The sequence below is a fragment of the Gordonia hirsuta DSM 44140 = NBRC 16056 genome (assembly GCF_000333015.1).
Classification (GTDB): Bacteria; Actinomycetota; Actinomycetes; order Mycobacteriales; family Mycobacteriaceae; genus Gordonia; species Gordonia hirsuta.
In genome coordinates this window covers 1-24375 of sequence record NZ_BANT01000035.1, presented here as the reverse complement: position 1 = coordinate 24375, position 24375 = coordinate 1, and the positions used below count along the sequence as shown (strand labels likewise).

The window sequence follows — 24375 nt, the reverse complement described above, 5'->3', positions numbered from 1 at the left end:
TCCGCCGGCATTGTCGCACCTGCCGGGCGGACCGTCGGCGAATAGACTGGACCCGTGACCAATCGTCTCGCGAGTTCGTCCAGTCCGTACCTGCGCCAGCATGCGGAGAACCCCGTTCATTGGCGCGAATGGTCCGACGATGCCTTCGCAGAAGCGCGCGAACGGGACGTCCCGGTGCTGCTGTCGATCGGGTACGCGGCCTGCCACTGGTGTCACGTGATGGCGCACGAGTCCTTCGAGGATCCGGAACTGGCTGCACAGATGAACGACGGATTCGTCTGCATCAAGGTCGACCGTGAGGAACGCCCCGACCTGGATGCGATCTACATGGCCGCCACCGTCGCGATGACCGGCCAGGGCGGCTGGCCGATGACCTGCTTCCTGACCCCCGACGGCGAACCGTTCTACTGCGGCACCTACTACCCACCGGTGCCGCGCGGCGGGATGCCCGGTTTCGGGCAGATCCTCGCTGCGATCTCCGGTACCTGGACGCAGCGCCGGGACGAGGTCTTCGAGGCGTCGGCGAGCATCACCGAACATCTGCGTGCCAACACCGGTCCGCTCCCACCCGGCCCGGTGCTCGACGACGAGCTCACCGCCGCGGCCGTCACCACGGTCTTGAGCGAGGAGGACCCGCGGGCCGCCGGTTTCGGCGGTGCCCCGAAGTTTCCGCCGTCGGCGCTGCTGGAAGGGCTGCTTCGGGCGGCAGAACTGGGTGGTCCGGCCACGGCAGAGCTGGCGCCATCGACCCTGGGCGCTGTCGAACGCGCCTGCGTGGCGATGGCGCGCGGCGGCATCTACGATCAGCTCGCCGGCGGTTTCGCGCGCTACGCGGTCGACCCCGACTGGGTGATTCCGCACTTCGAGAAGATGCTGTACGACAACGCTCTGCTGCTGCGCGTCTACGCCCACCTGGCCCGGCGTACCGGCGATCCGCTGGCGACGCGCATCACCGCCGAGACCGTCGAGTTCCTCGATGCGGCGCTGTGGACCGGCCAAGGCTACGCATCCTCGCTCGACGCCGACACCGACGGCGTCGAGGGCCTCACCTACGTGTGGACCCCTGCGCAGTTGCGCGAGGTGCTTGGCGACGAGGACGGCGCCTGGGCGGCAGAGCTGTTCACCGTCACCGAGCCCGGCACCTTCGAGAACGGCACGTCGACGCTGCAACTGCTCGCCGACCCGGACGACCCGCAGCGATTCGACGCCGTCCGCACCCGGCTTTTGCAGGCCCGGGGCGCCCGGCCGCAACCGGACCGCGACGACAAGGTGGTGCTGAGCTGGAATGCGCTCACGATCACCGCACTGGCCGAGGCCGGCTCCACGCTCGACCGCCCCGAGTGGGTCGAGCGGGCGGCCGAAACCGCGGCGGCACTGTGGGATCTGCATCAGGTCGACGGCCAGTGGCGCCGGGTGTCCCTCGGCGGCCGGGTGGGTGAGCCGTTGGCGGCCCTCGACGATCACGCCGCCTTCGCCACGGCCCTGCTCACCCTGCATCAGGTGACCGGTGAGCAGCTCTGGTGCGAGCGCGCACTGACGATTCTGGACCGGGCCGTCGAGGACTTCACCGACCCGCAGGCCCCCGGTGCCTGGTACGACGCTCCGCCGGGTGCGCTCATCACCAGACCGCGAGATCCCGTCGACGGAGCCACCCCGGCCGGTGCGTCGCTGCTGGCCGAGGCGCTGCTGCTGGCCGGTAGTCTCGCGCCCGAAGCCGCAGCGGCCCGCTACGCCGACCTCGCCGATCAGACGCTGGCTCGTGCCGGGCTGGTCCTGCAGAAGATGCCGCGTTCGGCCGGGCACTGGCTGGCAGTGGCTCTGACCCGGCTGGCCGGTCCGCTGCAGGTGGCTGTCGCCCAGGACCACTCCGGGGACGGTTCGCTGGCGACGCAGGTGCGCCGCGCGGCACCGGGCGGCACCGTCGTCGTCGCCGGTGAACGCGATTCGCTGCCGCTCTTAGCCGACCGCGGTCAGATCGACGGCGCCGATGCGGCGTACCTGTGCCGCGGCCACACCTGCGATCTTCCGGTCACCACGGTGACGGCGCTGCCTTTCGGCTGACCGGCCCAAACCGGACCGGACCAGACCCCGACCGGGTCCGGTCGCCCGGCTGCGCCACAGCGGGTTCGCGTCGATTGGTGTAGTGTTCAGGACGTGAAAACCACTGTGCGCGGCTATTGGCGCTTTATCGAGGCTCCGGGTGAGCCTGCGATGAAGCGCTGAACTGCGCACAAAAAGCGAACCCGGAGCCGAAGCAGTGACCAGCAGGTCGCTGCTTTCGTCGTTTCCGGGCCACAGGTCACTTCCAGTGCTTCGGGAACACGGACCGACTTCGACTCGAACGCCCACCCGAAAGGCAACTGACATGACCCTCGCCCCTGGTACCAGTGCGGCCGCCACGCAATCGACTCCGTCGACCTCCGACCGTCGCGTCACGGCCTTCTCGCCGATTCCGTCGCCCAACAGCCTGCTCGGTGAGTTGCCGCTGACCGCGCGCCGCGCCGAGATCGTCGCTCGCGACCGCGAAGAGATCGCCGCGATCCTCGCCGGTCGCGACGACCGGCTGATCGTCGTCGTGGGCCCGTGCTCGGTGCACGACCCCGTCGCGGCCCTGGACTACGCGCGTCGGCTGGCACCGCTGGCCGCCGAATACGCTGACAGCCTCAAGATCGTCATGCGCGTCTACTTCGAGAAGCCGCGGACCACGGTCGGCTGGAAGGGCCTGATCAACGATCCGGACATGGACGAGTCCTTCAACGTCGAAAAAGGACTGCGCATGGCGCGCAAACTGTTGCTCGACGTGATCGACCTGGGGCTGCCGGTCGGTTGCGAGTTCCTGGAGCCGACCAGCCCGCAGTACATCGCCGATGCGGTGGCCTGGGGCGCCATCGGAGCACGCACCACCGAATCCCAGGTGCACCGACAGCTGGCCTCCGGGCTGTCCATGCCCGTCGGGTTCAAGAACGGCACCGACGGCAACATCCAGGTCGCCACCGACGGCGCCAAGGCCGCCGCCAGCAGGCACGTCTTCTTCGGAATCGACGACTTCGGCCGCGGGGCCGTGGTTCAGACCGCCGGGAACGAGGACTGCCATGTGATTCTGCGCGGCGGAACGCGGGGCCCGAACTACGACGAGGTTTCGGTCGACGAGGCGGTGGCGTCGCTGCGTGCGGCCGGTATGTCGCCGAAGGTGATGCTCGACTGTTCCCACGCCAACTCCGGCAAGGACCACGTGCGCCAGGCCGAGGTGGCCGTCGAGATCGCTGAGCGGGTCGCGCAGGGGCGTCGCGCGGGCTCCGAGCAGGTGATCAGTGGTCTCATGCTGGAGAGTTTCCTGGTACCGGGTGCGCAGTCGGTGGACGCCCCGGAGCTGGTCTACGGACAGTCGGTCACCGACAAGTGCATGGGGTGGGACGTCAGCGCGCAGGTGCTCGCCGAACTGGCGGCCGCCAACCGGTGAGGCGGCTCCCGTCGGCCCCGGGGCCGATAGCGCCGGTAGGGTGACGGCCACCGACGAACGAAGGGAAGCGTCATGTCTGCCAGCGGAGGCACCGGTCCGAAGCATCCGAACGTTTTTCCGCCGTGGCTCGACCGGCTTCAGCACAAGTACATGAACCCGCTGGTGAAGCCGATCGCCCACCGGCTGCCGGGGACGTCGTTGGTCAAGCATCGCGGACGCAAGTCGGGTAAGCCCTATTCGACGGTGGTCACCTCCTACCGCAAGGGAGGCACCCTGGCGGTGGCTCTCGGGCACGGCGAAACCGACTGGGTGCGCAATGTGATGGCTGCGGGCGAGGCCGAGTTCGAGCGGTTCGGCAAGACGGTGCGCGTGGTCAACCCCCGGATCCTCGCGGCCGGCGGCGATATGACGGGTCTGCCCTGGCGGGTCCGTATACAAGGCCGACAGGTGGCGATTCTGGTCACCGACATCGTCTGAAGATCCTGGCAGACTGAAGGTATGAGCCGGATCGACGACGCTTTCGCCGCAGCCCCGCGAGCCGATTTCCTGCCGCCGGACCAGCGGCACCTGGCCGGCGAGGACCGGCCACTGCCGATCGGCTACGGGGTCACCAACTCGCAGCCGTGGACCGTCGATTACATGCTCACCCACCTCGATGTGCAGCCCGGTGACCGGGTACTCGACGTGGGCAGCGGTTCAGGCTGGACCACCGCGCTGCTGGCGGAATTGACCGGCCCCGACGGCACCGTGACCGGTGTGGAGATCGTGCCGCAATTGGTCACCTTCGGCAGCGGCAACCTCGGCGACCGGTACCCGAATGCGCGCATCGTGGACGCGATCCCCGGTGTCATGGGCCTGCCCGAGGCCGGACCGTTCGACCGGATTCTGGTCTCCGCCGACGCTGGCAGCATTCCGGAAGAGCTCGAAGACCAACTCGCCCGCGGCGGCCGCATGGTGCTGCCCGCCGCGGGCGAGATGACGATCGTCGAGCGGTCAGCGACCGGGGAGATCTCGCGTCGGCAGACCGGTACGCGGTTCAGCTTCGTGCCGCTGCACTGAGCCCGGCGAGCCCGCGCGGTTCGGTGCCCCGGCTCTGCGTCGGCCGAGCCCGGCGACGCCGAGGTCGAGCAGCAGGAACGCCAGCAGCGGCCATCCGAGCAGTGGCATGAACCAGCCCGTCGCCGCGGCCGTCACCAGCACCGCTGCATTCGCCGGCCACGGCAGACCGGCGAGTGCGCCCCGGGTCGGAGCGCGTCCGGGCCGGCGGGCCCCGCGGGGGCGGCGTTGCCACCACATCCGGTAGCCCAGCACGATGATCGCGGTCAACGCCACCGCCACCAGCAGGAGCGCGAGCTGATTGATCGGTCCGAACAGGATCCCCATGTGCAGTGCGATCCCCAGGTTGGCGAGCCGAGCCGCCACGGGCCAGTCGGCGAACCGGTCGACGCTGATCACGCGATCGTGGGCGGGGTCGACCACGGCGGTGTCCGGGGAGAACTGCCAGGGCGCCCGCACCTCGGTGACGGTGAACGCGGTGTTCGGCGTGCCGGGAATCGTGATCTGCACGGCCTCGCCGATCCCCACGCCCGCCGACCGGGCCAGCGCCAGCGCGGTATCGGTGTAGCCGGCACCGTCCGCGGCCACCGCCCGATCGTCGTCGGCGGCCGGCGGCGAGCCGTGCCCGTGATGTCCGGCGCCTCCGTCGGCAGCCGGCTGACCGGTCAGCGACGTCGACACCGTCGGCTGCGTCCAGTTCAGTGCTGCCCGCAGTTCAGCCACGTTCTCCCCGGCGAAGCGCGACCAGGTCAGTCCCGTCGCCGACAGGAACAGCAGGGCGACGACGATCCACAGCCCGGTCATCGTGTGCCAGCGGCGGGTCCGGGTCCGGGCGTTGGGCCGGCGGGGTGCGGGCTTCCGGCGTCCGAACCACCACAAGAAGAGACCGGCCAGGGCGATCACCCACAGCCAGGAGGCGGCCAGTTCGCTGTACAGACGCCCGGGTTCGCCCAGGTGCAGATCGCGGTGCAGACGGTCGATCCAGGTGCGCACCGGCAGTGCGCCGCCGCTGCCGTAGGTCGCGAGTTCACCGCGGACCTGCACGGTCACCGGATCGACGAAGACCGCCAGCTGAGTCGACTCCGGGAGCGAGGGGTCGGCGAACAGCACCCGGGTGGTGTCCCCGGGGCGCGGCGCCGGACGCACTGCGGTCACCGTCAGATCGGGGCGTGCCGACATCGCGGCATCGACTTGTGCGGCGATCGAGGCCGGCTGACCGACCGAGTCGGTGTGCAGTTGGGTGCGATAGATCAGCTGCTCGGCCGACGGCGCCAGCGCATACAGGCCGCCGCTGACGGCGGCGATGAGCAGGAACGGGCCGACCAGGATGCCGGCGTAGAAGTGCAGCCGGCGCAGCAGTCGCTGCACGATCACCGAGGTGGTCGGATCGGGTGGACCGGGATCGCGAGGGCTCGCACCGACTCGGGCCCGATCGGGTCGGTGCGGCTGAGACGGGACGGAATCGGACGGAGCCCTTTCGGGCAGGACGGAACCAGACATGGGCGAAGTCGCCTCTCGAAGTAGGAGACGGGCACGACGCACCGCCGACGCGGCGGCGCCGGACCCGAAGGGGGTTCAGAAGGAGTTCGAGAGGACGGGCGGGCCGCGGGTTCCGACGGTGCCCAGATGGCGCAGCCGCTGGCACTGCGGCACTGCGAACGCGGGGACCAGCACACCGCTGGGCTGCTCGATCGGGGTACTGCCGACCAAGACCAGCACCCGCAGGGCCAGTCCGGCGACCGTCCGCACCAGCTGCTCGGCGCCGAGTACCAGCGCCCAGGCCGCCAGCGTTCCGAGACCGTGCACCAGCGCCATGGGCGCGGTGATCAGCTGGTGGTGCTGGCCGGTCAGTGCGATCAGCAGCAGGTGGACCAGCAGCTGACCCCCGGCGAGCAGGGGCAGCAGCCGCGCGGTGTGCCGGGCCGCTAGGCCCAGCCCGAGCCCGGCCACGGCCACGATCAGCAGACCGCCGACCCCCGGCAGCCCACCGTGCCCCTGCGTGTGGGCGAGCACGCCGGTGCCTGCGCCGACGACGCCGACGCAGCCCGCGCGCAGGCGGGGCAGCGGTACGGCGTCACGGGCGGGCACCCGCTGAGTGTACGAAGCTTCCGCGCGCAGCGGGCCACACAGGTGCCGGAGTGTCCCAGAAACCAGAGTGTCCAGAACTCGCGGCTCAGGGCTGCAGAACCAGCAGCCACACGGCGATGTAGTGCAGTACCGCCGCAATGGCGGTGCAGGTGTGGAAGACCTCGTGGTGGCCGAAGATCCCCGGCCACGGCTCGGGCCAGCGCAGTGCGAACAGCACGCCGCCCAGGCTGTAGAAGACGCCACCGACCACCAGCAGCACGAAGACCGCGACACCGGCGTTGTGCAGCAGATCAGGGGCCACCACCACGACCGCCCAGCCCAGCAGGATGTAGAGGATCACCCCGAGCCCGCGGGGGGAGCCGGGCCAGAACAGCTTGAGCAGCACCCCGCCGGCGGCCCCGGCCCAGACGATGCCGAAGATCCACCAGCGCTGCGGGCTGTGCAGACCCATCATGCAGAACGGGGTGTAGCTGGCGGCGATGAACACGAAGATCATCGAGTGGTCGGCGCGTTTCATCGCGACCCGGCGCCGTGGCGAGCGCCAGTCGACGCGGTGGTACACGGTGCTGGTGGTGAACAGTGCGGTGATACCGACCACATAAATGCACACCGCCACCACGTTCAGCGCACCGTGCCGCATAGCGGTACCGACGATCAGGATGATGCCCACCGCACCGGCGATGAACGCGGAGTACTTGTGGATCACCCCGCGCAGAGTGGGCTTGGGCAGGCCCTCTTCGTCGAGCATCCGGATCAGCTGTGTCACAAAACCTACGGTACCGTAAGTTTCTGACGGGTAACCCGTTCCGGGCGTAAGATCTTGCGTGTGAAACTGATCCCAGAGGGCGTGCGCGGTGCGCTGTATCGCGTCTACGAGGGCCGGCTCGTCCAGCTGATGGAGGGCGACCGGATCCCCCAACATGTGGCGATCATCTGCGACGGCAACCGTCGCTGGGCGCGGGAAGCCGGTTTCGAGGACGTCGCGCACGGACACCGGGTCGGTGCCAAGCGGATCGCCGATATGGTCGGCTGGTGCTCGGAGCTGGACATCGGCACCATGACGGTCTACCTGCTGTCCACCGAGAACCTGGCGCGAGCCTCCGACGAGCTCGACGCGCTGATGGAGATCGTGCCCGACATCGTCGACGAGATCGCCGATGCGCCCGGCGGGGACTGGCGAGTGAATCTGGTGGGCAATCTCGACGTCCTGCCCGAACCTGTCGCAGCGCGGCTGCGGCGCGCCGCCGAGCGCACCGCCGACCGCGATGCGATGACCGTCAATGTGGCCGTGGGCTACGGCGGACGGCAGGAGATCGCCGATGCGACGCAGACCTTGCTGCGGGAGAAGCTGGCGAAGGGCGCCAGCCCGGAGGAGATGATCGACGCGGTCTCGGTGGAAGGGATCAGCGACAATCTCTATACCAGCGGACAGCCCGATCCCGATCTGGTGATCCGCACCTCCGGCGAGCAGCGGCTCAGCGGCTTCCTGCTGTGGCAGAGCGCCTACTCGGAGATGTGGTTCACCGACGCGTACTGGCCGGACTTCCGCCGGGTCGACTTCCTGCGCGCGCTGCGCGACTTCTCGGCACGCAACCGCCGCTACGGGAAGTAGACGGCGAACCGGTGGCGGCCACCCCGGCGATCGCGGCACTGGACGGCGCGGGCATCGACCACGCCGTCCACGAATACCGGCATGAGCGCCGCAGCACCGATTACGGGGCCGAAGCCGTCGAAACATTGACGACCCGCCTGGGCATCAGTGCCGGCCAGATCTTCAAGACGCTCGTGCTCGATCTGGGGGAGCGGCGGCTGGGGGTAGCGGTGTTACCGGTGCCCCGGCAGCTCTCGCTGAAGGCGGCCGCCAGGGCCTTCGGCGTACCCAAGGCGCGGCTGGCGCAGGCTGCCGCGGTCACCCGGACCACCGGCTACGTCCTGGGCGGGGTGTCGCCGGTGGGGCAGAAGACCGTGTTGCCCACCGTCGTCGATTCTTCGGTCTTGCAGTGGGACCGGATCTTCACCAGCGCCGGCAAACGCGGACTGCAGATCGAACTGAGTCCGGCCGACCTGATCGCGGCCACCTCGGCGAGTGTCGCCGATATCGTGGCCTGATGAGAGATTCCGCGCCGTGCTGATCGGCGGGCAGCACCGCCCCGCACCTGGGCTGATACGCGCGCGACGTCAGGGCCTGTTCTGCATCAACCAATCCCGCACGGAGCCTCTCTCGCCGGGTTCAGAGTTTCCGCAGCCGGACGCGGTTGATGGAGTGGTCGCGATCCTTCCGCAGCACCAGGGTGGCGCGCGGGCGGGTGGGCAGGATGTTCTCGATCAGGTTCGGCCGGTTGATCGACGTCCAGATGTCGCGGGCGGCGATGGTGGCCTGCTCGTCGGTCAGCGACGAGTAGTAGTGGAAATGCGATTCGGGGTTGGCGAACGAGGTGGTCCGCATCTGCAGGAACCGGGAGATGTACCAGGCCTCGATATCGGCCAGGTTCGCATCGACGTAGATCGAGAAGTCGAACAGATCCGAGACGGTCAGCGTCGGAGCGGTCTGCAGGACGTTGAGGCCCTCCAGGATCAGGATGTCCGGCTGGTTCACCTCGTGGTATTCGCCGGGCACGATGTCGTAGGAGACGTGCGAGTAGACCGGAGCCCGAACCGATTCGGCACCGGATTTCACATCGGTGACGAACCGCAGCAGCGCGCGGCGGTCGTACGATTCGGGAAAGCCCTTGCGGTGCATGATCCCGCGGCGCTGCAGCTCGGCGGTGGGGTAGAGGAAGCCGTCGGTGGTCACCAGATCCACCTTCGGATGCGACTCCCAGCGGGACAGCAGTTTGGCCAGCACGCGCGCGGTGGTCGACTTGCCGACGGCGACGCTGCCGGCGATACCGATCACGAACGGGACCTGCCGATTGCGTTGCCGGCCGCCCAGGAAGGTCGAGGTGGCCGCGAACAGGCGCTGACGCGCTTCGACCTGCAGGTGGATCAACCGGGACAGAGGCAGGTAGACCTCGGCGACCTCGTTCAGGTCGATCTGCTCGCCCAGACCGACGAGCTGTTCGAGTTCGTCCTGTGTCAGCACCATCGGCATCGATTGACGCAGGTCGCGCCATTCCCGACGGTCCAGTTCGAGGTACAGGCCGGGATCGCGGTCGCTGGATGGGCGCGCCATGGCACGCAGAATACCCGGTCGGTAGCGTAAGTCCGCATGAGTGCCGATGCCGCGGGGGAACTGGTCGACGACTACCTGCGGCTGGGGCTGGCCTTCGACCGGCTGGAGCCGGGCTTCGTCGACGCCTACACCGGTGATCCGGCGCTGCGCGCGCAGGTGGAGAACGCACCGGCGCCGGCTCCGGCCGAACTGGTGCGCCGTGCCCGCGAGCTGGCCGACCGGCTGCCCGCGGGACTGCCCGCCCAGCGCGCGGAGTTCCTCACCGCACACCTGCGGGCGCTGGAATGTTCGGCGCGTAAATTCGCCGGCGAACAGATCGGCTTCGTCGACGAGGTGAAGGCCTACTTCGACGTCGATATCGCTCCGGCCGACCAGGGCCGCTACGCACAGGCGCATGCGCAGATCGCCGCGGCGCTGGGCGTGCCGGGGGCGACCGGAACCCGGTTGCGCGAGGCCTATGCCGCCTACCGTCGCAGCGAGGAGATCCCGCCCGAACTGGTGCGACCGCTGGTGGCCGAACTCAGCGGTGCGCTCCGGGAGATCGTCCGCAGCCGGTTCGGGCTGCCGGAGACGGAGGTGATCGAGTTCGAGATCGTCTCCGACAAACCGTGGTCCGGTTTCAACTACTACCTGGGCCATTACCGCTCTCGCGTGGCGATCAACACCGATCTGCCGCAGTATCTGTCGGGACTGCCCGCACTGGTGGCCCACGAGGCCTATCCGGGCCACCACACCGAACACTGCCGCAAGGAGCAGTTGCTGGTCGGCGACGGCCAGCGCGAACAGTCCATCTTCCTGGTCAACACCCCGCAGTGCCTGATGGCCGAGGGCCTGGCCGACCACGCGCTGGCCGCTGCCGCCGGCCCCGACTGGCAGCCCTGGGCCGCGCAGATCTACGCCGACTTCGGACTCCGGTTCGACGTCGAACGGTCGCGCGCGCTGGCCCGGGCGACCGCCGAGCTGTTGCCCGTGCGCCAGGACGCGGCGCTGGCGCTGCACGACGGGCACCGCGACGCCGACGAGGTGACCGAATTCCTGCAGCGCTGGTTGCTGGCGCCGCCCGAACGGGCCCGGCAGATGCTGCGTTTCCTCACCTCGCCGCTGTGGCGCGCCTACATCTCCACCTATGTGGAAGGGTACGAACTGCTCGGCGATTGGCTCTCGAAGTCGACCGAGGGGCCGGCGCGGCTCGACCGTTTCCGGCGGTTGCTCGACGAGCCGCTGACCCCGGCCCGATTGCGCGCAGAGCTGGCCGCCTAAACTGGCGCGCATGAGCCTCTTTACGCAGTCCCTGGCCGAGCTCGATCCCGACCTCGCCGCAGCCATGAACGGTGAGCTGAACCGCCAGCGCGACACCCTGGAGATGATCGCGTCGGAGAACTTCGTCCCGCGGTCGGTACTGCAGGCCCAGGGCAGCGTGCTGACCAACAAATACGCCGAGGGCTATCCGGGGCGGCGCTACTACGGCGGCTGCGAGTACGTCGACGTGGTCGAGGACATCGCCCGTGACCGCGCCAAGGAACTGTTCGGCGCCGAGTTCGCCAACGTCCAGCCGCATTCGGGGGCGCAGGCCAACGCCGCGGTCCTAATGGCGCTGATGGAGCCCGGCGAGAAGCTGCTGGGCCTGGACCTGGCGCACGGCGGCCATCTGACCCACGGCATGCGGCTGAACTTCTCGGGCAAGCTGTACGACAACCACTTCTACGGCGTGAGTAAAGAGGACTTCCGCGTCGATATGGACGAGGTGCGCAAGATCGCCCTCGACACCCAGCCCAAGGTGATCGTCGCCGGCTGGTCGGCCTACCCGCGCACCCTCGACTTCGCGGCCTTCCGGGAGATCGCCGACGAGGTCGGCGCCAAGCTGTGGGTCGATATGGCGCACTTCGCCGGACTGGTCGCCGCCGGGCTGCACCCCAATCCGGTGCCCTACGCCGACGTCGTCTCCACCACGGTCCACAAGACCCTCGGCGGCCCGCGGTCGGGTCTGATCCTGGCCAAGCAGGAGTACGCCAAGAAGCTCAACTCGGCGGTCTTCCCCGGTCAGCAGGGCGGTCCGCTGATGCACGTGATCGCCGCCAAAGCCGCCGCGCTGAAGATCGCCGCCTCCGAGGAGTTCGCCGAGCGGCAGCGTCGAACCGTCTCCGGCGCCCAGATCCTGGCTGAACGCCTGATGCGCGACGATGTGGCGCAGGCCGGCATCACCGTCCTGACCGGCGGCACCGATGTGCACCTGGCGCTGGTGGATCTGCGTGACTCCGAACTGGACGGCCAGCAGGGCGAGGATCTGCTGCACGAGGTCGGGATCACCGTCAACCGCAACGCCGTACCGTTCGATCCGCGTCCGCCGATGGTCACTTCGGGTCTGCGCATCGGTACTCCGGCGCTGGCCACCCGCGGCTTCGGCGACGCCGAGTTCACCGAGGTCGCCGACATCATCGGCACCGCGCTGGCCGCGGGCAAGGACGCCGATATTCCGGCTCTGCGCGCGCGCGTCTCGGCCCTGGCTCTGGCCACTCCGCTGTACGAGGGGCTGGAGAACTGGGGAATGATGAGCACCCGCTAGACGTCGACTAGGATGTGACCTGTGGCTGTACTGGATGAAGACGAACTGATCACCGCCCTGGAGAAGGCTCTTCCCGAGATCGCCGAAGAGCACCAGATCGGTGCGCAGGCGTGGGAACCTCACGACTGGGTGCCGTGGAGCAAGGGCCGGAACTTCCGCTTCCTCGGTGGCGAAGACTTCGAACCGGGCCAGGAGACGCAGCCGGCCGAGGTGGCCGCACCGCTGCTGGCGCTGCTGCTGACCAAGGACAACCTGCCGTCGTACCACCGGGTGCTGGCGATCCACTTCCCGGCCTTCTCCGACTGGCGGCAGTTGGTCGGCGTGTGGACCGCCGAGGACAACCGGCATGCGATCGCGCTGCGCGACTACCTGGTCGTGACCCGGGCGATGGATCCGGTGGACGCGGAGAACCGTCGCCGTATCCACGTGATCGCCGGCTGGAAGCAGCGCCCCGATCTGGTCGCCGGCATCGGGCCGATGGATGCACTGGCGCTGCTGGCCGTGCACGAGAACCAGTGCGTGCAGTTCATCGAACGGCTGCAGGAGCGCAACACCGATTCCGAGCTGGCCACGATCCTGGACAAGATCAAGGTCGACGACGCCGTGCAGGCCGCCACCTTCCAGGCGTTCCTGATGGCCGGTATGGTCGCCGACCAGGAGGCCACGGTGCTGGCGGTGGACAAGGCGCTGGCGCAGATCGAGCACATCGGTGACGATTGCGCCGACTTCGACGCTCAGCGGGCACTGTTCGCCGACTTCGAGAACCAGACCACCGATGCGGCGATCGCCGCCAAGCTGGTCCAGGAACTCAAACTCGACAGCGTGCAGGAACTGAGCGACGACGCCGAGGCGGCCCGTCAGCGCATCCTGGCGCTGGCGACCGGCGCCTGACCCGCACCCGACACGCGCCCCCGTACGGGCGGCGTTTCGCCGCTGATTTCGTTCTGGCCCCCTCTGCAGAGGGGGCCAGAACGCATCGAGGGTGCCGGGCACCCTTATTCAGGGGGCGGCATCCAAGGGGGGGCGGCATCCAGGGGGCGGTGGTACGTCCGCGCGCGGCGGTAGGCGGGGAACGACGGCCCGTGCGGCGGCCACGGGCCCCGAGTCACCGGGTGTTCACCGACACGCGGCCCGGCGTTCCCGCTGTGGGCTGGCGCACACGCGTAGCGTCGGCATCGACGGACCGCGGGGAAGCGGCTCGTCCGGGAGGTCCGATACGTGTACGCGATAACCGTCACGGGAGGGCCGGCCCCGGTCCTCATCGGACCCGCCGGCCACTAGATCTCGCCCGCGCGGGTGCCGCTCGGGTCTCAGGAGCCAGCCGTGACCGCACGCACCTACGTCCTCGACACCTCCGTCCTGCTCTCCGACCCGTGGGCGCCGGCCCGCTTCGACGAACATCACGTGGTCTTGCCGCTGGTGGTGATCGGCGAACTCGAGGGCAAGCGCCACCACAGTGAGCTGGGCTGGTTCGCCCGCACCGCGCTGCGACTGCTCGACGATCTGCGCATCGAACACGGCCGGCTGGATGTGCCGCTCCCGATCGGCACGGCCGGCGGCACCGTGCAGGTCGAGCTGAACCACACCGATCCGGCGCTGCTGCCGGCCGGTTTCCGCAACGACTCCAACGATTCCCGGATCCTGGCCTGCGCCCTGAACCTGCGCGCCGAGGGTCGGGCGGTCACCCTGGTCACCAAGGACACTCCGCTGCGGGTCAAGGCCGGTGCGGTGGGGCTGGCCGCAGACGAGTATCACGCCCAGGACGTCGTCGTCTCCGGCTGGACCGGAATGGACGAGCTCGAGGTGGCCCCGGCGACGATCGACGAGCTGTTTTCCGACGGGATCGCCGACCTGGATGCCGCTCGCGATCTGCCGTGCCACACCGGGGTGCGGCTGCTCGGCGGTGGCTCCTCGGCGCTGGGCCGGGTCACCGAGACCAAGCAGGTGCAGCTGGTGCGCGGAGACCGGGAGGCGTTCGGATTGCGGGGCAGATCCGCCGAACAGCGGGTCGCCCTGGATCTGCTGCTCGACGAGTCGGTGGGCATCGTCTCCCTCGGCGGCAAGGCCGGCACCGGCAAGTCGGCGCTGGCGCTGTGCGCCGGGCTGGAAGCGGTACTGGAACGACGGACCCAGCGCAAGGTGGTGGTCTTCCGGCCGCTGTACGCCGTGGGTGGCCAGCAACTGGGGTACCTGCCCGGCGGCGCCGACGAGAAGATGGGCCCGTGGGCTCAGGCCGTCTTCGACACTCTCGAGGGACTGGTATCGACGGAGGTGATCGACGAGGTTCTCGACCGCGGGATGCTCGAGGTGCTGCCGCTGACCCACATCCGCGGCCGATCCCTGCACGATTCGTTCGTCATCGTCGACGAGGCGCAGTCGCTCGAACGCAATGTGCTGCTCACGGTCCTCTCGCGATTGGGTGCCGGTTCGAGGGTGGTCCTGACGCACGACGTCGCTCAGCGCGACAATCTGCGGGTGGGCCGGCACGACGGAGTGGCCGCAGTGATCGAGAAGCTCAAAGGGCATCCGCTGTTCGCGCACATCACCCTGCACCGCAGCGAACGCTCGCCGATCGCCGCGCTGGTCACCGATCTGCTCGAGGAGTTCGCGCCGGGCCAGGGCTGAGCGGCGCTCAGGCCTTCCGCAGGACCGAGACGGCCCAGTCCGACTGCGGGGTCCACGGCCGGATGTCCCAGGTGCCCAGTCGCAGGTCCACGCGCAGACCGGCCTGGGCGACGGCCTGATCGAAGTCGTCCAGGCTCAGGTGCCGATCGGTGTGGAAGCCGATCACCAGGGGAGCGTCGTCCTTGAGGTGCGCGGCCAACCGGGACAGCACCCGCGCTTCGGTCTCGGGGGCGACGAAGACCAGCACATTGCCGGCGCAGACGATCGCGTCGAACTGCCCGTCGACGCCCCGGGCGGGCAGGTCGAGTTCGGACAGATCGTCGACGAGCCAGCGCGGCCCGGGATGGTCCTGTTCGGCGGCCTCGATCAGCGCGGGGTCCACATCGACACCGACCACGTCGTGCCCGACCGAATGCAGGTAGGCGCCGACGCGGCCCGGTCCGCAGCCGGCGTCGAGGATCCGGGACCCGGGGCGGACCATCGCATCGATGAAGCGCCCCTCACCGGCCAGATCGTCGCCCTCGGCGGCCATCTCCCGGAAGCGCTCGATGTACCACTGACTGTGGCCCGGTTGGGTGTCGGTGATCCAGCGGGGCCGCGGAGTGGATTGTCCGTGTGTCATGGCCTTGAGGTTACTGATCCGCCGAAGTGTTGCGGTCCGGTGACAATCTCCGAGGCAAGTGGCACGCATGTAATTTCGCTGCCAGACTGGGGTGGTGCTGAAGTTACTGATGAGTCGTATGTGGCAAGTGTGCCTGATGGTGATTGCGGTGATCGTCGCCGTCGCCGCAGTTCCCGGCACTGCAGCCGCCGAACCGACCGCCCCGACATCGCCGGCCGTCGATGTGCAGACGATGATCGAGAACCTGCTGCGCGGACTGTCGATCCCGGGGGTGCCCACACCGGGGAACCCGGCCGGTGACACCAGCCAGATGATCGTGGTCTCCGTGCCCGAGGCCTCCGCGGTCAAAGGCACGCTGACCGCCTTCGAAAAGGACGAGAACGGGCAGTGGAAGCCGGTCATCGGACCGGTTCCCGCCTACGTAGGCGACAAGGGCATCGGTAAGCCCGAAGACAACGTGCACCGTGCCCCGGAAGGGACCTTCGCTCTCGGCAAGGCCTTCGGGCGCGAGTCCAACCCGGGCACCAAGATGCCCTACACCAAGGTGGACAATCAGGACTGGTGGGACGGCAACATGAAGTCGCCCACCTACAACCGGATGGTCCGGCAGCCGAACTCGCCCGGCGAAGGCAGCGAGAACCTGTACGACATGGGTCCGGCCTACGACTACGCGGTCCAGGTCGACCACAACCCGACCAACACCCCGGGAAACGCCTCGGCCATCTTCCTGCACATCGGCAGCGAGCCGACCTGGGGCTGCGTGGCGATCCCGCGCGAGGCCATGGTCCAGGTCCTCAAGTGGCTCGATCCGGCTAGGAACCCGAAGATCAGCATCGGGGTCAACGTGAACACGCCGACCGATATCAAGGACGCGCCCTCGACGGTCGACCCGAACGGAGCACCGCTGGGCGACGACGCCCTCACCGCGATCCTGGGCCAGTTCACCAGTGTGATCCCCCAACTCCTGGAGTCGGTGGTCGGGAGCTCCTAGACGACACCGCCTCACCCCGCCCGGGGCCGTGTGCAGCTGAGCCTGCGTGCGGCCCCGGTGTGCATCGCCCGGCGGGGCACTGCGGCCCTACCATTCGTGCGACGAGTGGTGGGAGTCGGTCAACGGAAGATCGAAGGCGCGCCGCATATTGCACGGGTCGCAGGGATTGCGATCGAGCCGCTGTCCGGTCCACCGGAATACCCGATAGCCCAGATCCTGCAGTCGAGTGTCGATCGCGGTGCGTTCGGCGCATTCGCGATCGGGAGCCGGTGGCAGGTAGTCCCGGCTGTCGCGCCACTCGTGGCGATCACCCTCCTCGCCGCGGCGATCGAAGTCGCAGAAGCGGTCTACTTCTTCGCAGAAGCCGATGACCCGCTGCTCGGACCAGACGAACGGCGGTGTGGCGACGACGGTGCCGTCGTCGTCGACGATATCGACGAACATCTCCGGTGCCGGCAGACCCAGACGTGCCAGCACCCGGCGGCTTCGGCTCTGGGCTTCGGTGCGGGCACGGCCGTCGAGCCGAGCGAGCATCCCGTGCATTCGCGCCGACTCCTGTGCCGACAGCAGGTCCGCTTCGGCCGCGAGTTCCTCGGCGGTGGCCAGTCGCTGGTTGAGGATCTGATCGCCGATGGCGACGAGAGCATCGTCGTCGTGGTGCCACCTGGGTCCGCGCAGATCGATCAGCGTGCGCGCGATGCCGGTGACCTCGATGCCGTCGACCATCACGGTCGAACGCGGCCGGGTGTCGACGGTGTTGTCGGCCGCCTTGCGGTGAAACGCCTTGGCGTCGGGGCGGTAGTCGCGGAACTCGATCGGTTCCCGGTGGGGGCGCGGGTAGTAGCCGACGAGTTCGGGTACCGGCAGCCGGTGGAGGCGAGCAGCCGTCCTCCCGCCGACCACCAGGCCGGGGTTCGCCTCGAGCTGCGCCCCGATCGCGGCCAGCAGCTGCGTGCGCGCATCGGCGTGGGCGATCTCCGGCGGTCCGAAGTACTCATCGCCGAACTGGGCGAGATATCCGGCGCGCTCGGCTGCCCGCAGCTGGGCGAGGCTGTAGCCGGCCTTCCGGAGGTCGTTGCGGTGCATGGCGTGGTCGAGGCGGGCGAGGGCTTCGGGAATAGCGCTGTGTGCTGTGCTCATGCGTCCACGGTCGTCCTTGGCCCGGTCCGGTGGAAGGACGTGCCCGCCGGTCTGTGGACAACCTGCGTGTGGTCGGACCGGTGTGGACGACGACGTTGACCCCGCGTGCGAGAGGCGCATGAGGATCGCGTCGTTCGGTGTCGCCACCAGCGAGTCTCTGGCCGGGCCTCGTAGGTCGAGCGGTTCGATCGGCAGAGGGGGTGGTCAGGACAGTGGCCCCGACTGCAGGGCGACGACGACGGCGGTGATCGCGACCGCGAGCTGGACGGCCAGTCCGACCACCGGTAGCGGCCTCAGGCGCCGTCCGCGGCGCAACCGCACGAGTACCCACCCCAGAGTGCCCAGCACGACGAGCCCACCGCCGATGATGGCGATACCGACGCCGACCTCGATGTAGACGGGGTTTCCGCACGGGGTCAGTCCGTCGCCGGGACGGGTGCTGCAATTGGCGGTGTTCATCGCCGAGAGTGCAGCGCCCAGGAATCCCAGATAACCGATGGCAAGCTGGAGCGCCAGGCCCGCGGCGGCACCGATCACCTGCAGAGGCGTGACGGCCTGATCAGCGGAAGTCCCATCGGACGATGAAGAGGGAGACATGCTCTTCATCGTCGGACCTTTTCGCCGTCCGCCGGATGCGCAGAAGTACTCAGACCGCGGTACTCAGCCGGCCGCCACGCGGGAGCCGGTGGCTACCGTCCGCGCACGAGGGTGAAGCCGGAGGCGTGTGCGGCGGGGAAGCCCTCGATCGGGCTCGTCGACATCTCCACCTGTGCCCGGGCCTGGTCGACGACGGGCGTCTGCGGATCCAGGACCGCCAGATAGACGTCGTGCTCGGCCAGCGAGGCGACGGCCGGCTCGATGTAGCCGTCCACATCGACGGCGTGCGTGGAGCCGGGACCGTTGACGAACAGGGCGCGCGGCGGATCGGTCAGCGCATCGAAGGCGTCGACGACGGCAGCGGCGAACTCCATGTGGTCGCGCTGATTCGGCCGGCCCGGAGCCAACTCGGGGCCGCCGTACAGCGACAGCACGATGTCCGGGTTCACCCGCACGATGGTCTCGGCGATCTTGTCGCGCAGCGCTGCGGTGTTGAACAACTCGCTGTCCTCGAATCCCCAGAACTCGACCTCGTCGACGCCGACGACGGCGGCCGACGCGCGCTGTTCGTCCTCCCGCAACGGGCCCGCCTCGGCCGGGTCCATCCCTTCGATACCCGCCTCGCCGCTGGTGGCCAGCCCATAGGTGACGAGTTTGCCCTCGGCCGTCCAGCGCGCGACCGCGGCGGCCATACCGTATTCGGGGTCGTCGGGATGGGCGACGAGCACCAGGGCGCTGGACCAGTCGGACGGAAACTCTGCGATCGTCATACCTGCAGAGACTACGCTGAGACCATGGCGAGGTTCAGCCCCCTCGAGTGGCCGGTGATCCGGCAGTTGCGTACCGGCGACCGGTTCGGCCGGGGTCCGGCGGTGGAATCTCCTCGCTCCAAAGCGCTCGAATCGCGGCTGGCGACGGCCGATCGCATGGTGCAGAGCGTATGCCCGTTCTGCGCCGTCGGCTGCGGACAGCAGGTGTACGTCAAGGACGAGCGCGTCATCGCGATCGAGGGCGATCCGGATTCGCCGATCTCCCGCGGGCGGCTGTGCCCCAAGGGGGCCTCCAGCGAACAGCTCGTGAACAACCCGTCCCGGCAGACCACCGTCCGCTACCGCGCCCCGTACGCCACGGACTGGCAGGACCTGGATCGCGACACCGCGATCGATATGATCGCCGACCGCTTTGTGCAGGCACGACGCGACCACTGGCGCGAGACCGATGCGCACGGCCGCCCGCTGCGGCACACCCTGGGCATCGCCTCCCTGGGCGGGGCGACGCTGGACAACGAAGAGAACTACCTGATCAAGAAACTCTTCACCGCCGCCGGGGCCATCGCGATCGAGAATCAGGCCCGCATATGACACTCGGCCACGGTTCCCAGTCTGGGAGCCTCGTTCGGCCGCGGTGGTGCCACCCAGTCCCTGCAGGACATGGCCAATGCGGACTGCATTGTGCTCATGGGCGGCAACATGGCCGAGGCGCACCCCGTCGGATTCCAGTGGGTCGCTGAAGCCAAGGCCCGCGGCGCGCGCGTGATCCACGTCGATCCGCGTTTCACCCGTACCTCGGCGGTGGTCGACCGGCACATCCCCATGCGGGCCGGCTCGGACATCGTGCTGCTCGGCGGCCTGATCAACCACGTCATCAGCCGCGGGGAATACTTCCACGACTATGTGGTCGCCTACACCAATGCGGCCGCGCTGGTCGACGACTACTTCGTCGACACCGAAGACCTGGACGGGCTGTTCTCCGGATTCGACGAGGAGTCCGGCACCTACGACAACGCCTCGTGGCAGTACGCGCAGGGCCGCGATGAGACCCTGCGCGATCGGCGGACCGTCTTCCAGATCCTGGCCCGCCACTACGCCCGGTACACCCCGGAGATGGTCGAGCAGATGTGCGGTGTCTCCGTCGCCGACTTCGACTACCTGGCCCGCGCCCTGACCGAGAACTCCGGGCCCGAGCGCACCGGGTGCTTCGGCTATGCCACCGGCTGGACCCAGCACACGATGGGCGCCCAGGTGATCCGCACCGCGGCGGTCCTGCAGCTGCTGCTGGGCAATGTCGGACGACCCGGCAGCGGGATCATGGCCCTGCGCGGGCACGCCAGCATCCAGGGGTCCACCGATATTCCGACGCTGTTCAACCTGCTGCCGGGGTATCTGCCGATGCCGTCGGTGGGTAAGCACGACACCTTCGAGGACTACATCGGGGCGGTGACCCCGGCCTCGGGCAAGGGCTACTGGGCGTACGCGCGGGCATACACGGTCAGCCTGCTCAAGGCGTGGTGGGGCGATGCGGCTACCGCCGAGAACGACTGGGCCTACGACTATCTACCGCGGCTGGACGGGCCGGCCGGAACCTATCAGACGGTCGTCGACATGCTCGAAGGGAAGGTCGACGGCTACTTCGTGGTCGGCCAGAACCCGGCGGTCGGTTCGGCCAACGCCCGCCAGCAGCGCATGGCGATGGCCAAACTCAAGTGGCTCGTCGTCCGTGATCTGAACATGATCGAGAGCGCCACCTGGTGGAAGGACGGTCCGGAGATCTCCTCCGGGGAGCTCAAGACCGAGCAGATCGCCACGGAGGTCTTCTTCCTGCCGGCGGCCACGCATGTGGAGAAGGCCGGCAGCTTCACCCAGACCCAGCGCCTGGTGCAGTGGCGTCATCAGGCGCTCAAGCCACCGGGGCAGGCTCAGAGCGAGCTGGACTTCTACTACGACCTGGGGCTGCGGATCCGGCAGCGGCTGGCCGGTTCCGACGATCCGCGCGACCGTCCGCTACTGGACCTGACCTGGGACTATCCCCGTAATGAGCACGGTGACGTCGACCCCGAGGCGGTGCTGGCCGAGATCAACGGCCGCTATGTGTCCGGACCGCAGGCCGGTGCACCCCTGGACACCTATACGCAGCTGCGCGACGACGGTTCGACGATCTCCGGCTGCTGGATCTACACCGGTGTCGCCGCCGGCGGACAGAACCAGGCCGCCCGCCGCGTCCCGCAGGGCGGACCGGAGGTCAGCCAATCGCAGTGGGGCTGGGCCTGGCCGGCCGACCGCCGGATCCTGTACAACCGGGCCTCGGCCGATCTGCAGGGCCGCCCGTGGAGCGAACGCAAGAAGTACGTGTGGTGGGACGCGCAGTCCGGCCGGTGGACCGGCGAGGACGTCCCCGACTTCCCGGTCGACCGTGCGCCGGGGACGGTGCCCGAATCCGGGGCCGTCGGCGCCGACGCGATCGGCGGCGACGATCCGTTCATCATGCAGTCCGACGGCAAGGGCTGGCTGTTCGCCCCGAGCGGGCTGGTCGACGGTCCGCTGCCCACCCACTACGAGGCGCAGGAGTCGCCGGTGCGCAATGCGCTGTACGGGCAGCAGCAGGCCCCGGCCCGGGTCACCATGCCGCGGCCGGACAACCTGGATGCGCCCAGCGCCGGGCAGCCGGGCGTCGAGGTGTATCCCTATGTGTTCACCACCTACCGGCTCACCGAACACCACACCGCCGGCGGCATGAGCCGCTGGTCGCCGTATCTGGCCGAACTGCAGCCGGAGATGTTCTGCGAGGTCTCCCCGGAACTGGCCGAACAGACCGGTCTGGTCAACGAGGGCTGGGCGACGATCATCTCGCCGCGCGGGGTGATCGAGGCCCGGGTGCTGGTGACCGAACGGCTGCGGCCGCTGGAGATCAACGGCCGTCAGGTGCACCAGGTCGGCCTGCCGTACCACTGGGGCGCCGGCACCGACGCGGTGGTGACCGGCGACTCCACCAACGACCTGATCGGTGTCACGATGGACCCCAACGCGTTCATCCAGGAGTCGAAGGTCGGCTCCTGCGCGGTGATCGCCGGCCGCCGCCCGCAGGGTGCGGCCGCACGCGACCTGGTGGCCGAATATCAGCGCCGCGCCGGGGTCACCACCGCGACCGACAACGTGCGGCTGACGAGGGAGGAGACGGACTGATGGGCCAGTTGACCGGACCGACCGATCCCGCCGCCGATGCCCACTGGCCGGGGCACGAGCCGCGGCGCGGATTCTTCACCGACACCTCGATCTGCATCGGCTGCAAGGCCTGCGAGGTGGCCTGTAAGGAGTGGAACCACAATCCGCGCGACGGCGACCTGGAGTTCACCGGAATGTCGTACGACAACTCGGTGTCCCTGGGCGCGAGCACCTGGCGGCACGTGGCCTTCATCGAGCAGGACGCCGACCGCATCGCCGCCGCCCGCGCCTCGGGAGCCGAACTGGTGGGCCTGGGCATGCCCGCACTGGGAAAACCCGACAGGACTCGGCCGGACACCACTCGGCCGGACACCACTCCGCCGGACACCCCCGAGTTCCGGTGGCTGATGTCCTCGGACGTGTGCAAACACTGCACCCACGCCGGCTGCCTGGACGTGTGCCCCACCGGCGCGCTGATGCGCACCGAATTCGGGACGGTGGTGGTGCAGGACGACATCTGCAACGGCTGCGGCACCTGCGTGGCCGGCTGCCCGTTCGGGGTCATCGAACGCCGCAGCGACGGCACCGCCGCCCCGACCACCCGGGCCGGCGAACGCAAAGGCGAGCAGCCGGAGGTCCCGAACAAGGGCATCGCGCAGAAGTGCACCCTGTGTTACGACCGGCTGCGCGACGGCCAGACGCCCGCCTGCGCCAAGACCTGTCCGACGACGTCGATCTCGTTCGGAGAACACGACGATATGGTCACTCGGGCCCACGAGCGACTGGCCCGGTTGCACGCCGAGGGCCTGACCGAGGCCCGCCTGTACGGCGCCAACCCGAACGATGGCGTCGGCGGCACCGGGTCGGTGTTCCTGCTGCTCGACGAACCCGAGGTGTACGGGCTGCCGCCGGACCCGCGGGTGCCCACCGCCGATCTACCCCAGATGTACCGACGCGCCGGCCTGGCGGTGGCCGGGATGGCCGCGGCCGCCGTCGTCTCGTTCCTGGGTTCGTGGAAGCAGCAGGACCGATGACCAGTTCCGAATACGACCAGTTCCGGCCGCCACCCCCGGAGCGCAAGGGGCCGCGGAAAGGTCAGGGCCGCAAGGGCGGCGGCAAGGGCCGCGGCGGCGACCTCATGGTGCCGCAGGCGCGGATCGAACACCTCGACGACAGCGGCTACTACGGGCATCCGGTGGTCAAACCGCCACCGTGGGAGTGGCCGGTCGGGGCCTATCTGTTCCTCGGTGGTGTGGCCGGCGGTTCGGCCCTGCTCGGGGCCGGTGCCCAGCTGACGGACCGGCCAGCGCTGCGGCGCAACACCCGGCTGGCCGGACTGGGCGCCGCCGGTCTGGGCGCGGTGGCGCTGGTGGCCGACCTGGGCCGGCCCGAGCGGGCGCTACACATGATGCGCACCTTCAAGGTGACCTCGCCGATGAGTGTGGGCTCGTGGATCCTGAGCGGTTACAGCCTGCTGATCGGAGTGGCCGCGGCCGACGAGGTGGACCGGATGACCGGGGACAGGCTGCCGCTGGGGCCGCTGCGACCGGTGCTGCGCGCCTCGCAGACCTCGGCCGGCTTGGGCGCGGGGCTGCTGGGCGCGCCGCTGGCCACCTACACCGCAGTCCTGCTCGGCGATACCGCGATGCCCACCTGGAACGCCATGCACCGGGATCTGCCGTTCGTGTTCGCCGGGTCGGCCGCGCTGGCCGCCGGCGGTCTGGCGATGGTCACCACCCCCGTCGGGCAGGCCGGTCCGGCCCGCACCCTGGCGGTCCTCGGGGTGGCCGGCGAGGTGACCGCCACCCGGTGGATGCAGCAGCGGATGGACCCGGTCGCCGCCGAACCGCTGCACGCGGGGACACCGGGCAGACTGCTGCGAATCGCCGAGGTACTGGCCGTGGCCGGCGGGGCGGGGGCGCTGGCCGCCACGGCCGTGGCCGCCAAGGACGGGGCTCGGCGCGGCGGCTGGAAGGCGCGGGCCCTCTCCGCGGTTGCGGGCACCGCACTGCTGGCGGCCTCGGCGTGCACCCGGTTCGGGATTTTTCAGGCCGGCCTGGATTCGGCCGCCGATCCGCGCTACACCATCGAACCGCAGCGGCGCCGGCTGGCGGCGCGGCGGG

The 24375-nt window shown here is 69.3% G+C and carries 22 protein-coding genes; 14 read left to right on the top strand and 8 right to left on the bottom strand.

All coding sequences use genetic code 11. From position 1 onward, the window contains the following. Positions 1-54: 54 nt before the first annotated feature. The 4 genes from GOHSU_RS12035 (at position 55) to GOHSU_RS12020 (ending at position 4519) form a co-directional block, all read left to right on the top strand. A complete protein-coding gene (locus GOHSU_RS12035; RefSeq protein WP_005942041.1) occupies positions 55-2061 on the top strand; it encodes a thioredoxin domain-containing protein in 2007 nt (668 codons plus the stop codon). A 304-nt stretch (positions 2062-2365) separates the two neighbouring features. After that, positions 2366-3460 (top strand): 3-deoxy-7-phosphoheptulonate synthase, encoded by a 1095-nt coding sequence (locus tag GOHSU_RS12030; protein ID WP_005942039.1) that lies wholly within the window; start codon positions 2366-2368, stop codon positions 3458-3460. A gap of 72 nt (positions 3461-3532) precedes the next feature. Beyond that, positions 3533-3937: a nitroreductase family deazaflavin-dependent oxidoreductase gene (locus GOHSU_RS12025; RefSeq protein ID WP_005942038.1), complete on the top strand. Its 405-nt coding sequence runs from the start codon at positions 3533-3535 to the stop codon at positions 3935-3937. A 21-nt stretch (positions 3938-3958) separates the two neighbouring features. Next, entirely contained in the window at positions 3959-4519 is a 561-nt protein-coding gene (locus GOHSU_RS12020; RefSeq protein ID WP_005942036.1) for a protein-L-isoaspartate O-methyltransferase family protein, read from the top strand. Here GOHSU_RS12020 and GOHSU_RS12015 read toward each other — a convergent pair. The 3 genes from GOHSU_RS12015 to trhA form a co-directional block, all read right to left on the bottom strand. Further along, positions 4454-5890: a PepSY-associated TM helix domain-containing protein gene (locus GOHSU_RS12015; protein WP_005942034.1), complete on the bottom strand. Its 1437-nt coding sequence runs from the start codon at positions 5888-5890 to the stop codon at positions 4454-4456. The two genes, GOHSU_RS12020 and GOHSU_RS12015, sit on opposite strands and share 66 nt — an antisense overlap. A gap of 201 nt (positions 5891-6091) precedes the next feature. Beyond that, a complete protein-coding gene (locus tag GOHSU_RS12010; RefSeq protein WP_005942032.1) occupies positions 6092-6604 on the bottom strand; it encodes a hypothetical protein in 513 nt (170 codons plus the stop codon). Positions 6605-6689: 85 nt separating this feature from the next. Further along, entirely contained in the window at positions 6690-7352 is a 663-nt protein-coding gene (gene trhA, locus GOHSU_RS12005; RefSeq protein ID WP_029759808.1) for a PAQR family membrane homeostasis protein TrhA, read from the bottom strand. Positions 7353-7430: 78 nt separating this feature from the next. Here trhA and GOHSU_RS12000 point away from each other — a divergent pair, with 78 nt between their 5' ends. Both GOHSU_RS12000 and GOHSU_RS11995 read left to right on the top strand, forming a co-directional pair. Then, positions 7431-8216: an isoprenyl transferase gene (locus tag GOHSU_RS12000; protein WP_005942028.1), complete on the top strand. Its 786-nt coding sequence runs from the start codon at positions 7431-7433 to the stop codon at positions 8214-8216. Between the two features lie 11 nt (positions 8217-8227). Further along, on the top strand, positions 8228-8713 hold the full coding sequence (locus GOHSU_RS11995; protein ID WP_005942025.1) for an aminoacyl-tRNA deacylase: 486 nt from the start codon (positions 8228-8230) through the stop codon (positions 8711-8713). A 121-nt stretch (positions 8714-8834) separates the two neighbouring features. Here GOHSU_RS11995 and coaA read toward each other — a convergent pair whose 3' ends face one another. Continuing rightward, positions 8835-9776 (bottom strand): type I pantothenate kinase, encoded by a 942-nt coding sequence (gene coaA, locus GOHSU_RS11990; RefSeq protein ID WP_024332587.1) that lies wholly within the window; start codon positions 9774-9776, stop codon positions 8835-8837. A gap of 36 nt (positions 9777-9812) precedes the next feature. Between coaA and GOHSU_RS11985 the strand changes: the two genes are divergently transcribed. The 4 genes from GOHSU_RS11985 (at position 9813) to phoH2 (ending at position 14964) form a co-directional block, all read left to right on the top strand. Continuing rightward, positions 9813-11036, top strand: coding sequence for a hypothetical protein (locus GOHSU_RS11985; RefSeq protein WP_005942021.1), 1224 nt, complete (start codon positions 9813-9815; stop codon positions 11034-11036). Positions 11037-11046: 10 nt separating this feature from the next. Further along, positions 11047-12339: a serine hydroxymethyltransferase gene (glyA, locus tag GOHSU_RS11980; RefSeq protein WP_005942019.1), complete on the top strand. Its 1293-nt coding sequence runs from the start codon at positions 11047-11049 to the stop codon at positions 12337-12339. A gap of 21 nt (positions 12340-12360) precedes the next feature. Next, positions 12361-13230, top strand: coding sequence for an acyl-ACP desaturase (locus GOHSU_RS11975; protein ID WP_005942017.1), 870 nt, complete (start codon positions 12361-12363; stop codon positions 13228-13230). 432 nt (positions 13231-13662) lie between these two features. After that, on the top strand, positions 13663-14964 hold the full coding sequence (phoH2, locus tag GOHSU_RS11970) for an RNA 5'-3' helicase PhoH2 (RefSeq protein WP_005942015.1): 1302 nt from the start codon (positions 13663-13665) through the stop codon (positions 14962-14964). A 7-nt stretch (positions 14965-14971) separates the two neighbouring features. On the opposite strand, the gene GOHSU_RS11965 is transcribed toward phoH2, so the two are convergent. After that, entirely contained in the window at positions 14972-15586 is a 615-nt protein-coding gene (locus tag GOHSU_RS11965; RefSeq protein ID WP_005942012.1) for a class I SAM-dependent methyltransferase, read from the bottom strand. Positions 15587-15704: 118 nt separating this feature from the next. Between GOHSU_RS11965 and GOHSU_RS11960 the strand changes: the two genes are divergently transcribed. Beyond that, positions 15705-16577: a L,D-transpeptidase family protein gene (locus GOHSU_RS11960; RefSeq protein WP_005942010.1), complete on the top strand. Its 873-nt coding sequence runs from the start codon at positions 15705-15707 to the stop codon at positions 16575-16577. Between the two features lie 87 nt (positions 16578-16664). On the opposite strand, the gene GOHSU_RS11955 is transcribed toward GOHSU_RS11960, so the two are convergent. From GOHSU_RS11955 to GOHSU_RS11945, 3 genes are all read right to left on the bottom strand, one after another. Further along, positions 16665-17717, bottom strand: a complete 1053-nt coding sequence (locus GOHSU_RS11955; protein ID WP_005942007.1) for a hypothetical protein — start codon at positions 17715-17717, stop codon at positions 16665-16667. A 204-nt stretch (positions 17718-17921) separates the two neighbouring features. Beyond that, positions 17922-18314 (bottom strand): hypothetical protein, encoded by a 393-nt coding sequence (locus GOHSU_RS11950; protein WP_155821209.1) that lies wholly within the window; start codon positions 18312-18314, stop codon positions 17922-17924. A gap of 92 nt (positions 18315-18406) precedes the next feature. Continuing rightward, the gene (locus tag GOHSU_RS11945) at positions 18407-19084 is read right to left on the bottom strand and encodes a PIG-L deacetylase family protein (protein ID WP_005941998.1); all 678 of its coding nucleotides are present in this window, start codon (positions 19082-19084) and stop codon (positions 18407-18409) included. A 24-nt stretch (positions 19085-19108) separates the two neighbouring features. Here GOHSU_RS11945 and fdnG point away from each other — a divergent pair, with 24 nt between their 5' ends. The 3 genes from fdnG to nrfD all read left to right on the top strand — a co-directional run. Then, the gene (gene fdnG, locus GOHSU_RS11935; protein ID WP_005941995.1) at positions 19109-22273 is read left to right on the top strand and encodes a formate dehydrogenase-N subunit alpha; all 3165 of its coding nucleotides are present in this window, start codon (positions 19109-19111) and stop codon (positions 22271-22273) included. Continuing rightward, a complete protein-coding gene (locus tag GOHSU_RS11930; RefSeq protein ID WP_005941992.1) occupies positions 22273-23286 on the top strand; it encodes a 4Fe-4S dicluster domain-containing protein in 1014 nt (337 codons plus the stop codon). Before fdnG ends, GOHSU_RS11930 begins: the two co-directional genes overlap by 1 nt. After that, a partial coding sequence (gene nrfD, locus GOHSU_RS11925) for an NrfD/PsrC family molybdoenzyme membrane anchor subunit (protein WP_005941990.1) occupies positions 23283-24375 on the top strand: 1093 nt, incomplete at its 3' end. The genes GOHSU_RS11930 and nrfD, both read left to right, overlap by 4 nt.